The 12,718-nt window shown below is 72.5% G+C and carries 11 protein-coding genes; 7 read left to right on the top strand and 4 right to left on the bottom strand.

Annotated elements, in window-relative coordinates:
- Position 1: 1 nt before the first annotated feature.
- Both ACGF3I_RS14515 and ACGF3I_RS14510 read right to left on the bottom strand, forming a co-directional pair.
- Positions 2–604, bottom strand: a complete 603-nt coding sequence (locus ACGF3I_RS14515) for an anthranilate synthase component II (protein ID WP_393131714.1) — start codon at positions 602–604, stop codon at positions 2–4.
- Positions 601–2,112: an anthranilate synthase component I family protein gene (locus ACGF3I_RS14510; RefSeq protein WP_393131712.1), complete on the bottom strand. Its 1,512-nt coding sequence runs from the start codon at positions 2,110–2,112 to the stop codon at positions 601–603. The genes ACGF3I_RS14515 and ACGF3I_RS14510 overlap by 4 nt, the downstream gene beginning before the upstream one ends.
- A gap of 262 nt (positions 2,113–2,374) precedes the next feature.
- Between ACGF3I_RS14510 and ACGF3I_RS14505 the strand changes: the two genes are divergently transcribed.
- Positions 2,375–3,778, top strand: a complete 1,404-nt coding sequence (locus ACGF3I_RS14505) for a class II 3-deoxy-7-phosphoheptulonate synthase (protein ID WP_393131710.1) — start codon at positions 2,375–2,377, stop codon at positions 3,776–3,778.
- Here the strand turns inward: ACGF3I_RS14505 and ACGF3I_RS14500 are convergent.
- Both ACGF3I_RS14500 and ACGF3I_RS14495 read right to left on the bottom strand, forming a co-directional pair.
- Positions 3,750–4,580, bottom strand: a complete 831-nt coding sequence (locus tag ACGF3I_RS14500) for a thioesterase II family protein (RefSeq protein ID WP_393131708.1) — start codon at positions 4,578–4,580, stop codon at positions 3,750–3,752. The two genes, ACGF3I_RS14505 and ACGF3I_RS14500, sit on opposite strands and share 29 nt — an antisense overlap.
- Before the next feature lie 244 nt (positions 4,581–4,824).
- Complete coding sequence (locus ACGF3I_RS14495; protein ID WP_393131706.1) at positions 4,825–5,010, bottom strand: hypothetical protein; 186 nt, start codon at positions 5,008–5,010, stop codon at positions 4,825–4,827.
- A gap of 1,058 nt (positions 5,011–6,068) precedes the next feature.
- Between ACGF3I_RS14495 and ACGF3I_RS14490 the strand changes: the two genes are divergently transcribed.
- The 6 genes from ACGF3I_RS14490 (at position 6,069) to ACGF3I_RS14465 (ending at position 12,352) form a co-directional block, all read left to right on the top strand.
- Positions 6,069–7,187, top strand: a complete 1,119-nt coding sequence (locus ACGF3I_RS14490) for a DUF4190 domain-containing protein (RefSeq protein WP_393131704.1) — start codon at positions 6,069–6,071, stop codon at positions 7,185–7,187.
- Positions 7,188–7,343: 156 nt separating this feature from the next.
- On the top strand, positions 7,344–8,096 hold the full coding sequence (locus ACGF3I_RS14485) for a GntR family transcriptional regulator (protein ID WP_393131702.1): 753 nt from the start codon (positions 7,344–7,346) through the stop codon (positions 8,094–8,096).
- A gap of 206 nt (positions 8,097–8,302) precedes the next feature.
- Entirely contained in the window at positions 8,303–8,482 is a 180-nt protein-coding gene (locus ACGF3I_RS14480) for an SPOR domain-containing protein (RefSeq protein ID WP_393131700.1), read from the top strand.
- 167 nt (positions 8,483–8,649) lie between these two features.
- Positions 8,650–9,045: an NUDIX domain-containing protein gene (locus tag ACGF3I_RS14475; protein ID WP_393131698.1), complete on the top strand. Its 396-nt coding sequence runs from the start codon at positions 8,650–8,652 to the stop codon at positions 9,043–9,045.
- A gap of 196 nt (positions 9,046–9,241) precedes the next feature.
- Positions 9,242–9,646 (top strand): ATP-binding protein, encoded by a 405-nt coding sequence (locus ACGF3I_RS14470; RefSeq protein ID WP_393131696.1) that lies wholly within the window; start codon positions 9,242–9,244, stop codon positions 9,644–9,646.
- A 168-nt stretch (positions 9,647–9,814) separates the two neighbouring features.
- Positions 9,815–12,352, top strand: coding sequence for a SpoIIE family protein phosphatase (locus ACGF3I_RS14465; RefSeq protein WP_393131694.1), 2,538 nt, complete (start codon positions 9,815–9,817; stop codon positions 12,350–12,352).
- Positions 12,353–12,718 lie beyond the last annotated feature (366 nt).

The raw sequence follows: 12,718 nt of genomic DNA, 5'->3' as shown, positions 1-12,718 counted from the left end.
ATCAGACCCGTACGAGCGGCGCTTCGGAGCGCCAACCGGTCACTTGTGCAAGGAAGTTGTCGAGCATGGTGAGGCCGCCCGTGGTGGTGATGGACTCCGGGTGGAACTGCACGCCCTCCATCGGCAGGGTGCGGTGGCGCAGGCCCATCAGATAGCCGTGGTCGACGGCGACGGCCGTGGCCACCAGCTCGTCGGGCAGGGGATCGGACACGATCAGGGAGTGGTAGCGGGTCACCTCCAGGGTGTGCCCGAGCCCTTCGAACAGACCGGCCCCGTCGTGCCGGACCGTGCTGGTCCGCCCGTGCATCACCTGCTCGGCGACCTCGATCCGGCCGCCGTACGCGAGGGCCATCGCCTGGTGGCCCAGACAGACCCCGAGCAGCGGGACCCGCCCGGCGAACCGGTGCACCAGGTCCACATGGCCCGAGCGCGCCGGATGGCCGGGGCCCGGGCCGAGCACCACCGCGTCGGGCTCGCGGGCGGCCAGCTCGTCGGGGGAGCAGGTCAGCGACCGCACGACCTCGGTCCGCGCGCCGAGCGTGCGCAGGTACTGGTCGATGATGTGCACGAAGCTGTCGTACGCGTCGATCAGCAGCACCTTCATGCCGACAGCTCCTCACCGGTCAGCGCCCAGTAGGCGGCCCCCATCTTCGCCAGCGTCTCGCGCCACTCCGACTCGGGCTCCGACTGCGCCACCATGCCCGCCGAGCTCTGCGTCGAGTACGTGTGGCCGTCGTACTCCACCGTCCTGATGGTCAGCGCCAGTTCGCTCCAGCCGCGCACGTCGACCAGGCCCACCGCGCCCGCGTAACTCCCGCGCCGCTCCTGCTCCAGGGTGTCGATGATCTCCATGGCGCGGACCTTGGGGGCGCCCGTCATGGTGCCCGCGGGGAACGTGGCGCGCAGTGCCCGCCAGGTGTCGACGTCGGGTTCGAGGCGTCCGGTGACCGTCGAGACGAGGTGGAAGACGTGCGAGTACGTCTCCACCGCCATCAGCCGGTCCACCGGCTGCGTGCTGGGCCGGGTCACCCGCCCGATGTCGTTGCGGCACAGGTCCACCAGCATGATGTGCTCGGCCTGCTCCTTGGTGCTCTCGCGCATCTCCTTGACGCGGCGCTGGTTCTCCTCGTCGTCCCCGCCGCGCCGGGCGGTGCCGGCGATGGGCCGCATGGTGATCTCGTCGCCCTCGATCCGGTAGAACAGCTCGGGGCTCGCCCCGATGAGGGTGCGCCCGGCCCGCGGCATCAGATACATGTACGGCGAGGGGTTGCGGGCCCGCAGCCGCCGGTACACGTCCACGGGGGCCAACTCGGTGCGCACGTCGATGCGGTGGCCGATCTGGATCTGGTAGATGTCGCCGACCCGGATGTGTTCGAGGCACCGCTCGGCCCAGCCGAGGAACGTCTCGTGGCTCACGCTGTCGCGCACCGACAGCGCGGCGGGCGCCGCCGGCACCGGTGGACGCACGCCGTCGCGCCGCACGCTCCAGGCGAACCCGGCGGCGAGCGCCGCGTCCGCGCGGCGCGGTACGTCCGCGAACGCGGCGCTCTCGGCGGCCAGTTGGCGCACGCCGCCGCGGGCCAGGTCGTACCAGACGGTGTCGCGGAACAGGGTGAGCGTGATGTCCGGGCCGCCCGCCGCCTTGGTGCGCCGGGGCAGCGTCTCCATGTGCCAGGCCGACTCGTAGGCGAACGTGGCCAGGAACCCGAAGGCGTACGCCGTGGCCGGGACGTCGGTCGTGACGTCGAACAGGGCCTGGGCCCCGGCGAGCAACGCCCACATCTGCTCGGCCGAGCCGAAGGCGAGCCGGTGCGTGCCGTCCGTGACGGTGTGGTCCGTCATCCCGGCCCCGCCGGCCCGCGCGGCCAGCGCCTCGGCGATCCGCGCCGCCCCGTCGATCTCCAGATGCCCGTCGTGCACCCGGATCTCGGCCAGCCGGCCGAAGCCGACGACGGCCCAGCGGCGGTCCTGGTCGGCGCCGTCCACGCTCTCGAAGAGGAACACGTCGTCGGCGGCCAGGGTCTCGCGCAGCCGGACGTACAGATCGAGGGGGTCGTGGTGCGGCAGCGCCGTATCGGTGACCCGCACACCGATCGTGCTGGATTCCGGCATGGTGAACTCCTTTGCTGAATACGGTGATGGGGCCCGGTGGCGGCGCGGATCACGCGGCCGGAACCAGGAAATCAGCGGGCCCGCCCCAGGGGCCAGACCAATTCGCCGCTCCTCGTACGGACCACTCCGGAATTGCTTGACCCCGGTGGTCCTCTTGGGCTGACCTGGTGGCGGCCCCCCACCGAAACGGGCCGCCGCCCGTATTTCGCTCGCCGTATTGTTCTGCCGCTCTTCCGCCCCGTCCGCCGTACCGGAGGCAGTCATGAGAAACAGCATCTGGGACACCGAATTGAATGCGCGCACCGATGGCGCCGCACATTCCTGGCGCGCCCGCCCCGCCGCCCAGCAGCCCGACTGGCCCGACCGGGCCGAACTGCGTTCCGTGACAGCGGGGTTGGAGCAGGCGCCCCCGCTGGTCTTCGCCGCCGAATGCGACCTGCTGCGCCGGCGCATGGCCGCCGTCGCCCGGGGCGAGGCCGTGCTGCTGCAAGGGGGCGACTGCGCCGAGACGTTCGCGGGCACCACCACCGACGGCATCCACGGCAAGCTGAGGACGCTGCTGCAGATGGCCGTGGTGCTCACCCACGCCACCGCCCTGCCCGTCGTCAAGATCGGCCGGATGGCCGGCCAGTACGCCAAGCCGCGCTCGCAGAACCACGAGGTGCGCGACGGCGTGACCCTGCCCTCCTACCGGGGCGACGCGGTCAACGGCCTGGAGTTCACCGCCGCGGCCCGGCGCCCCGACCCGGCCCGGCTGCGCGCGATGTACGAGGCCTCGACCACCACCCTCAACCTGGTGCGCGCCCTGACCACGGGCGGCTTCGCCGACCTGAACCAGGTGCACGCCTGGAACCGGGGGTTCGTGGCCGACTCGCACGTCGGCGAGCAGTACGAGGAACTCGCCGACGAGATCGACCGCAGCCTCGCCTTCATGCGGGCCTGCGGCGTGGACACCCGGGAGCTGGGCACCGCCGAGTTCTTCGTCGGCCACGAGGGCCTGCTGCTCGACTACGAGGCCGCCCTCACCCGCACCGACTCCGAGTCGGGCCGCGCGTACGCCACCAGCGCCCATCTGCTGTGGATCGGCGAGCGGACCCGGGACCTGGACGGTGCGCACATCGAGTACTTCTCGCGGATCGCCAACCCGATCGCGGTCAAGCTCGGCCCCACCGCCGGGCCCGACACGGTGCTCGGCCTGATCGACCGCCTCGACCCGGACCGCGAACCGGGCCGGCTGACCTTCGTGGTGCGGGCCGGGGCCGAGCGCATCCGCGATGTGCTGCCCACCCTGGTGGAGAAGGTCAACGCCGAGGGGGCGCAGGTGTGTTGGGTCAGCGACCCGATGCACGGCAACACGATCACCGCGGCCAGCGGCCACAAGACCCGCAGGTTCGACGCGATCCTGGACGAGGTGCGCGGCTTCGTGGAGGTGCACGACGCGCTCGGCAGCCACCCGGGAGGCATCCATGTGGAGCTCACCGGGGACGACGTCACCGAGTGCGTGGGCGGCGGCAACGCGGTGCTCGCCGAGGAACTGCACCACCGCTACGAGACGGCGTGCGACCCCCGGCTCAACTCCACCCAGTCGCTCGACCTGGCGTTCCGGCTGGCCCGTATGTACCGCGAGCGCAACCGCGTCAACACCCGCTCGCGCAGCGCTCGATGAGTCCGAACGGCGGCTCCTGGGCCAGATAGAAGTGGTCGCCCGCCGGTGTGTGCAGCGCGAACGGGCCCCGGGTCACCTCCCGCCACGCGGACGCCTGCTCGGCACTCACCCGGGGGTCGGCCGCGCCGACCAGCGCGGTGACGGGGCACTCCAGCGGGGCGGCGCGCGTCGCGGAGTACGAGGACAGCATCCGGAAGTCGGCCCCGATGTAGGGCAGGACGAACTCGACGAAGGCCGGGTTGGCGAGCAGTTCGGCATCCGTGCCGCCGAGCTCGACGAGGGCGGCCGCGACGGAGGCGTCGTCCCCGTACGCGTGCGGGTCGGGCCGCATGAGGTGCGGGGCCCGCGCGCCGGAGGCGAAGAAGTGGGTGGGGGCTCGGGTTTGGGCGGGGTTGGGGGTTTGGGCTTGGGCGGGGGTCGGGGCGTGGACGTGGGATTGGGCTCGGGCGGGGGACGGGGTATGGGCCTGGGCGGGCCCGGCGTCCTTGGCCGCGAGTGCCACCGCCGTCTCGTACCCGACGATCGCGCCCATGCTGTGCCCGAAGAACACGGCGGGCCGCTCGTCCTCGGCCAGGGCCTCGGCCAGTTCGCCGGCGATGTCGCGGGCCATCGTGGCCAGGTGCTCCGCGGGCGCCTCCGCCATCCGCTCGGCCCGCCCCGGGTAGCAGACGGCGTGCACCTCGAAGCCGTCGAGTGCCTTGCCCCAGTTCTGGAAGAAGTACGGCGAGCCCCCGGCGTGCGGGAAGCAGATCAGGCGCCGCGCCGCGAACGGCCTCGGCGCGACGCGCTGTATCCAGACCATCGAGCCCCCAGATTCCGTCCCACACGGCCACGCGACTGCGGGCACGCCCGACCGATGGTCCCGTCGCGACCTGACACCGGGCTGACGCGGGGGTGTCGTTTGGTGCGGGGTGCGGGGGTGTCTGGTGGCACGCGGTGCATCGGGGGTGCGGGGTGCGGGCGGCACGCGGGGCCCGGCGCACGAAAGCGGCGCACCCGGTGCCGCGGGTGCGCCGCTTCCGTCTGGGGGTGCTGGATGCTTCGCGTCAGACGTCGAGGTCCTGGTCGAAGCGGTCCTGCTCCGGCCGGCGGGCGCGCTGCGACGCGTCCTGGCCCTTGTCCTGGGCCTGGCGGGCGCGGTCCTGAGCGTCGCCCTTCTTGTCGCCCATGGCCTGCTTGGCCTTGCCCTGGAGCTCCTGCGCCTTGTCCTGGAACTGGTCCTTGATGCCCATCTGGTGTCACTCCTACTGGGGGTGTTGGGGCGGCGGGCCGGGGCTGTTCCCTCGGCTCCGCCGGGCCTTGACCAGCGTGGCATGGGGTGGGGCGCTCCGCATTTCGGTGGATACGGAGCGTCACGGGTGCGGGCCGGCCCCCGGGGCCCCCGGCCCCCTGCGCCCCGCGGCCGACCGCGAATCCCAGCCCCCCCAGGGGCACGGGGAACTGCGCGCCCAGCCACGCACGGCCGGCGGTCGACTGCGTAGGCCAGCCCCCCAGGGGCGCGAGGAACTGCGCGCCCAGCCACGCACGGCCGGCAGTCGACTGCGTAGATCAGCCCCCAGGGGCGCGGGGAACTGCGCGAACGGGCCCCACGGTCCGCAGACGAAGGTGCCCCGCACCGGGGTGTCACGCTTCCGCGTGTGCGTGGTCGAGTGCGGCTCGTTGTGGGCTGGTCGCGCAGTTCCCCGCGCCCCTAGTAGGTGGGTCGGCGCCCGACATCCTCAGCCTGCCCCTGCAAGGGCAAGCTTCCGCATGTGCGTGGACCCGTGCGACCCGTCGTGGGCTGGTCGCGCAGTTCCTCGCGCCCCTGTAGGTGGGCCGGGATCGAGGCGTTCCCCGCGCCCCTGGTAGGTGGGCCGGGGCTCGGTTCTTTGGCCTGCCCCGCCAGGGGCAAAGGGGTGGGATGGTACCGCGTAGCATGCGGAATCGCGCAGCAGTTCGCAGCAGGTCGACTAGGAGCACCGTACCCGTGGAAATACCCCCGCCCCCCGCCCCCGGGCAGCCCCAACCCCCGCAACCGGGCCAGGGGTACGGCTGGCCGGCGCCGCAGCCGGGGCCGGGGCCGCAGGGACAGCCCGGCCCGTATCCGGGGCAACCGATGGACGGCGGGCCCGGCCCGTATCCGGGGCAGCCCATGGACGGCGGGCCCGGCCCGTACCCGGGGCAGCCTACGCACGGCGGGCCCGGGCCGTATCCGGGGCAGCCCATGGACGGCGGGGGCGGCCTCCACCCGGGGCCGGTGCATGGCGGGGGGCCTTGGTACCCGTACCCCCAGGCCCCCCAGCGCCCACCCGTGAGCGGCCTGGCCATCGGCTCGCTGGTCGCGGGCATCCTGTGCTGCATACCCCCGCTCGGTCTGGTCCTCGGCGTGTGCGCCCTCGGGCAGATCAAGAAGAAGGGGCAGCGCGGCAAGGGCATGGCCGTCACCGGTCTGGTGCTCTCGACGATCAGCACGCTCCTGGTGGCCGTGTCGATCGCGACGGGCGGACTCGCCGACGGCTGGAGCGGGTTCAAGCGTGGCTGGAACAACTCCGTGGCCTCCTCGCGCAGCACCCTCGACCTGCGCAAGGGCGACTGCTTCGACGTGCCCGGCGGCAAGCTGGAGCGCGAGGTCGCCTCGGTGCGGATCGTGCCGTGCTCCGGCAGGCACGACGCCGAGGTGTCCGGCTCCTTCCGGTTGTCCGGCACCTCCTACCCGGGCGCGAGCGCCATCGCCGCCCAGGCGGACACGCGGTGCTGGGAGGTGGAGCAGTCGTACGCCATGGACCGGTGGAAGGTGCCCGCCGAGGCGGAGCCGTACTACTACACGCCGAGCGCGAAGAGCTGGGGGCTCGGGGACCACTCGGTCACCTGCGCGTTCGCCTCGGAGCACAGCAAGCTCGAAGGCTCGGTCCGCAACGACATCAGCACGCTCGACGCCGACCAGGTCGCCTTCCTCGACGCCGTCAACGGCGTCGACCGGGTCATGGCCAAGGCGCCCGACGAGGACGAGGTCGAGGACGACCTGCCCGCGTTCCAGAAGTGGGCGATCCAGGTCTCCGGCACCCTGTCCGCCGAGGCATCCCTGCTGGGCGAGCACCCCTGGCCGGCCCGTCTCAAGCCGTCCGTCCAGCCGTACATCGACGGCCTGCGGACCGCGCAGAAGGAGTGGCTGGTGGCCGCGGGCACGCAGGACGCGGACGCGTTCTACCTCCACTCCGGTGCGGCGGACACCGCGATGAAGCAGTCCGTCGAGATCACCGCGCGCGGCGCCCTGCGCCTCGCGACGACCCCGCCGTCCACCGACGGCGACTCGGGGGCCGGCGGCGCGACGGGCGGACCGGGCGGCGGAGGCACCGGCGGTGGCTCCGGCGGTGGCAACGCCCCCGCGTCCGGCGGCAGTTCCGGAAGCAATGGTTCCAAGAGCGTCTGAGGAGGTCCCGGGAGGGGCAGAACGTACCCGCTGTACCGCGGGTACGCCCTGGGTAGAGGCGCTTCATCACTTCGAGTGAATGTTTGGCCTCTGCTTGCGGTCGCCAACCCACGGTTGCCACGCTGTTGCAGTCTGTCAACCTGATGGGAGTGGCCAGTGACATTCGGTGAGCAGCCGGCCTATCTGCGCGTAGCCAGCGATCTGAGGCAGAAGATCGTGAGTGGTTCGCTGCCGCCGCACACCCGCCTCCCCTCGCAGGCCAGGATCCGTGAGGAGTACGGGGTTTCGGACACGGTGGCCCTGGAGGCCCGCAAGGTCCTGATGGCGGAGGGCCTGGTGGAGGGCCGTTCCGGTTCGGGCACGTACGTGCGCGAGCGTCCGGTGCCGCGCCGGGTCGCCCGCTCCGGATACCGGCCCACCAAGGGGGCGAGCCCGTTCCGCCAGGAGCAGGCCGAGGAGGCCGCGCGCGGCACCTGGGAGTCGAACAGCGAGCAGGAGGAGGCGAGCGTCGAGATCGCCGCCCGGCTCGGCATCAGTCCGGGCGACCGCGTGATGCGGACGCGCTACGTGTTCCGGGACGCGGGCGAGCAGATGATGCTGTCCACGTCGTGGGAGCCGCTCGCGGTCACCGGCCGCAGCCCGGTGATGCTGCCCGAGGAGGGGCCGCTCGGCGGCTGCGGGGTGGTGGAGCGGATGGCCGCGATCGACATCGTGGTGGACAACGTGGTCGAGGAGGTCGGCGCCCGCCCCGGGCTCGCGGAGGAACTCCTGACGCTCGGCGGAGTCCCCGGCCATGTCGTGCTCGTCATCGAGCGGACGTACTTCGCCTCGGGCCTCGCGGTGGAGACGGCCGACGTGGTCGTCCCCGCCGACCGCTATCGGATCGCCTATCACCTGCCGGTGAAGTAGGGCCGCCGGGCACGGCGGAACGGAAGGGACAAGGGGCGCACCCACGAGGTGCGCCCCTTTCGTATCTGCGGCCTGTGACCGAATTCGTATCTCTTTGTGCAAACACGTATCCGCTGAGTAAAGGTCAGGCGTAGGCTCGGGCATATGCGGATTGGGGTTTCCTGCGGATGCTTACTGACCTGCACGCCGACGCCGGGAGGGGCGCGATGAACGACAGTGGCGCGGTGCTCAGCTGGTTGGTGATACGGCAGGACGACAACGGCAACCAGTACCGCGTCGGCAAGTACGCCACACAGGCCGAGGCGCAGCGCATCGCGGACAGCCTCGACGACCGGGGCCACAAGCAGCTGTACTGGGTCGAGCGGATCGGCGCCCCCGCCCAGTAGTGGTCCACCACCGCCCGGCAGTCGCCCGCCCCTGCCCGGCAGCAGCCCGCCCGCGCCCGGCAGTGGTCCGGTCCACCCCGGCCCGCGGGCCGGCGCACGCCCGCGCCCCGGGTAGGGTCCTTCTCGGCCAGGTTCGCCACGCGAGGACGCCAGGGAAGGAGCCCGGGGTGCTGATCGACACCGTCGCCTGGGTGAGGACCGAGGGGGGCCGCATCCTGTGCGCGCGCCCGCGCGGCAAGGGCGTCTTCTATATTCCGGGCGGAAAGCGCGAGGGCGCGGAGAGCGACCTCGAAACGCTGGTGCGGGAGATCGAGGAAGAGCTGACGGTACGGCTCGATCCCGCGACGGCCGTCCACGTCGGCACCTACGAGGCGGGCGGTCCGGGTCTGCCGGCGGACGCCGTGGTGCGGATGGCCTGCTACACCGCCGAGTACCGGGGCGAACTCGCGCCGAGCAGCGAGATCGAGGACATGGCGTGGTTCTCGTACGCCGACCGCGACCGGGTGCCCCCCGTCGACCAGCTGCTGTTCGACGATCTCAAGTCCGCGGGCGAGCTGGCCTGAGGCTCAGGCCGACCGATGCCGACCGATGCCGACCGAGGCTGAACGGGGCCGAGCGCCGGCCGTCCGACGCCGGTCGGGTCAACGCCCCGGAATGTGCGCCACGGTGCCGCCATACGCCCCATAAAGGGATACGGCATACCAAATTTCGGGTATGTGCCTATTAACCGTTTTCAAACCCCCCGGACTTCGGATACGGGTGATCGGCGTGATCGACACCTCGGGCGAGTGCGCCGAGTGGACCTTCCCTGCTGAACCGGGAGCCGTACGGACCGCCAGGCACGCCGTCCGGGACGCCCTGCGCGGCTGGGCCCTCGATTCCGCTTCCGTGGACGTGGCCGTCCTGCTCGTCAGCGAGCTGGTCACCAACTCGCTGCGGTACGCCTCCGGGCCCATCGGGGTGCGGCTCGACCTGCTCGACGCCACCACCCTGCTCGTCGAGGTGTCCGACCCGATTCCGGATCCGCCCGTCGAACGCACCGCCGGAATCGACGACGAAGGGGGCCGCGGGATGCAGCTCGTGGCCTGTTCCGCGCGGCGCTGGGGGACCCGCCGTGGCAGAACGGGCAAGACCGTGTGGTTCGAGCTGGCTCTGCATGGTTAGAAGGAGGGAGGGACGGACGATCACAAGGCCCGGACCGGGAACCCGCCGACAACGGCTGGAAAAGAACGAGACCGGGATGTGATCGTGAACGCCGTGCCTGCTGGGGCCGTAGTGCTGAATACTGCGGTCAAGGCCGGTCCGGTGCGGTGAGCTGGAGGGGACGGTCGCGTGAGCGAGATACCTGAGACGGCTGGCGATGTCGTGTGGCAGAGCAGTCCGCCTGGCTCGATCTATGACTACATACGCGTCGCCTCGTTCTCGATCGGGCCCGACGGGCTGATCGAGCAGTGGAGCCTGCGGGCCGAGGAGCAGTTCGGCCTGGCCGCGACGGCCGTGATCGGGCGCGATCCCGTAGAGGCCTTCATGCCCCCCGAGCTGCGCCCGCGCGGGCACCGCCGGGTCGCGGAGATCCTGGACGGCAAGGAATGGACGGGCGTCGTCCCGTTCCGGATGCCGTCGGCCGACGGCGGCGAGCGCGCCCAGGGTCTCGCCGAGCTGTACGTCATGCCGAGCCGTACCGCCACCGACGAACGCGCGGCCCTCTGTATCGTCGTGGACGTACGCGCTCTGCGCGGCATCGAGACCGACCTGGCCGCCTCGCAGGCCATATTCGGTCAATCTCCCTACGGCTTCCTGCTGTTCGGTACGGACCTCACGGTGCTGCGCACCAACCGCCGGTTCGCCACCGTCTTCGGCGGCGCCCCCGAGGAGCACCGCGGCCATACCGTGCACGACTACCTCAGCCGCCCCGAGGCCGACCGGATGGCGGCGGCGCTGCAACGCGTCCTGGAGACCGGGGAATCCGTCAACGACCTCCAGATAGTCGGCGCGGCCCCCGGCGGCTCCGACCGCCGGCACTGGTCGATCAACCTCTACCGGGTGCACAGCGGCACCGGCCGCCCGATCGGCGTCGCGGGCCTCGGCATCGACGTGACCCGCCGTCACAACGCCGCCCGCGAGGCCGCCGACGCCCGCCGCAACCTGGCGCTCCTCAACGAGGCGGGCGCCCGCATGGGCAACTCCCTCGACCTGGAGACCACCGCCCGCGAACTGCTCGACATCACCGTCCCGGGCTTCTGCGACCTGGCGTCCGTCGACCTCTACCAGGCCCTGCTCACCGGCGACGAACCCGCCTCCGGCACCCCCGAGGGCCCCGGCGAGCTGCGCCGCGTCGCCTTCGCCAGCGCCGTCTCGGACGGGCCGCTGACCGGGGGCGAGCACGCGGTGGGCGTGGGCGACGTGCACCGCTACCCCTTCCACACCCCGTACGCGAGCGCCCTGCGCACGGCCCGCGTGCACACCGTGCGGGGGGCCGACGGCGGGCTGGTGCACACCATCCTGGCCGTGCCCATGGTGGCCCACGACACCGTCGTCGGCCTGGTGCAGTTCGCCCGCGCCAAGGGCAGCGAACCGTTCGGCGAACGCGACCGCGCGCTCGCCACCGAACTCGCCTCGCGCGCCGCCGTCTGCATCGACAACGCCCGCCTCTACCGCAGGGAGCACGAGCGCGCGCTGATCCTCCAGCGCTCCCTGCTGCCGCCGGGCGACCCCGAGGCCGCCGGGCTCGACATCGCCTGCCGCTACCTGCCCGGCAGCGCCGAGTCCGAGGTGGGCGGCGACTGGTTCGACGTGATCGAGCTGCCGGGCCACCGCACCGCGCTCGTCATCGGCGACGTCATGGGACGCGGTCTGCGCGCCGCCGTCGCCATGGGCGAACTGCGCACCGCGGTGCGGACGCTGGCCCTGCTCGACCTGGAGCCCGCCGAAGTGCTCTCGCACCTGGACGAGATCGCCCGCGGTCTCGGCGCGCCCGGCGGCAGCCAGCAGGCGTCCCGCGTCGCGCACAAGTCCCGCGACGCCGACCTCTCCGAGGTGTACCTGGCGACCTGCGTGTACGCCGTGTACGACCCGGTCACCCGCCGCTGCACGTTCGCCAACGCCGGGCACCTGCCGCCCGTCCTGGTCGAACCCGGCGACGACCCGGGGGAGCCCGCGATGCTGCTCGACGTGCCGCCGGGGCTGCCGCTCGGGGTCGGCGGCGAGCCCTTCGAGGAGGTCGAGGTCGACCTGCCCGAGGGCGCGCTGCTCGCCCTGTACACCGACGGCCTGGTCGAGTCGCGCGACCACCCCCTCGAAGAGGGCCTCAACGCCTTCCGCAAGACCCTCACCGACCCGGACCGGCCCCTGGAGGACGTCTGCGACCAGGTGCTCGGCTCGCTCGACACCCGGCACGGCGAGGACGACATCGCCCTCCTGCTCGCCCGCATCCAGGGCCTGCCCGCGGACGCGGTCGGCGATTGGCGGCTGCCGCGCGAGCCCCGCTCGGTGGGACGGGCCCGCGAACTGGCCCGCACCCAACTGCTCGCCTGGGACCTCGGCGACCTCGTCGACACCACCGAGCTCCTGGTCAGCGAGCTGGTCACCAACGCGCTGCGCTACGGGGACGGGGAGATCCGGCTCCGTCTCCTGCGCGACCGCACGCTGGTGTGCGAGGTGTGGGACGCGGGGCTCGTGCAGCCGCGGCGGCGGCGGGCGCGGGACACCGACGAGGGGGGGCGGGGGCTTCAGCTGGTGGGGTTGCTCAGTGCGGCGTGGGGGGCTCGGCGGACGCCTCGGGGCAAGACGGTCTGGTTCGAGCTTGCCCTTCCGGACGGGGAGTCGCCTCCGGCGGAGCTGACGGAAGAACAGCTCCTGAGCATGTTCTGACCCCGCTCGCGCCCGCGGGCCGCGCGTGGCCGTTCGCGCAGTTCCCCGCGCCCCTGGTCCCGCTTGCGCCTGCGGGCCGCGCGTGGCTGGTCGCGCAGTTCCTCGCGCCCCTAACCCCGCTGTCGGCTGCGGACCGTGGGTGGCTGGTCGCGCAGTTCCTCGCGCCCCTGAAACCCGCTGTCGGCTGCGGGCCGTGGGTGGTTCTCGCGCAGTTCCCCGCGCCCCTAACCCCGCTGTCGGCTGCGGGCCGTGCGTGGCTGGTCGCGCAGTTCCTCGCGCCCCCTAACCCCGCTGTCGGCTGCGGGTCGCGGGTGGGTAACTGCCCGCGCTGGGCGCCTCGGTCCTGTCAGGGGCGCGGGGAACTGC

Source organism: Streptomyces sp. NPDC048111, assembly GCF_043202815.1.
Classification (GTDB): domain Bacteria; phylum Actinomycetota; class Actinomycetes; order Streptomycetales; family Streptomycetaceae; genus Streptomyces.
This window is presented reverse-complemented; position numbering and strand designations above follow the sequence as displayed.

Bases quoted from the DNA above. Each gene is read 5' to 3' on its own strand.
- ACGF3I_RS14515 (WP_393131714.1), bottom strand. From the start codon at position 604: ATGAAGGTGCTGCTGATCGACGCGTACGACAGCTTCGTGCACATCATC.
- ACGF3I_RS14510 (WP_393131712.1), bottom strand. From the start codon at position 2,112: ATGCCGGAATCCAGCACGATCGGTGTGCGGGTCACCGATACGGCGCTG.
- ACGF3I_RS14505 (WP_393131710.1), top strand. From the start codon at position 2,375: ATGAGAAACAGCATCTGGGACACCGAATTGAATGCGCGCACCGATGGC.
- ACGF3I_RS14500 (WP_393131708.1), bottom strand. From the start codon at position 4,580: ATGGTCTGGATACAGCGCGTCGCGCCGAGGCCGTTCGCGGCGCGGCGC.
- ACGF3I_RS14495 (WP_393131706.1), bottom strand. From the start codon at position 5,010: ATGGGCATCAAGGACCAGTTCCAGGACAAGGCGCAGGAGCTCCAGGGC.
- ACGF3I_RS14480 (WP_393131700.1), top strand. From the start codon at position 8,303: ATGAACGACAGTGGCGCGGTGCTCAGCTGGTTGGTGATACGGCAGGAC.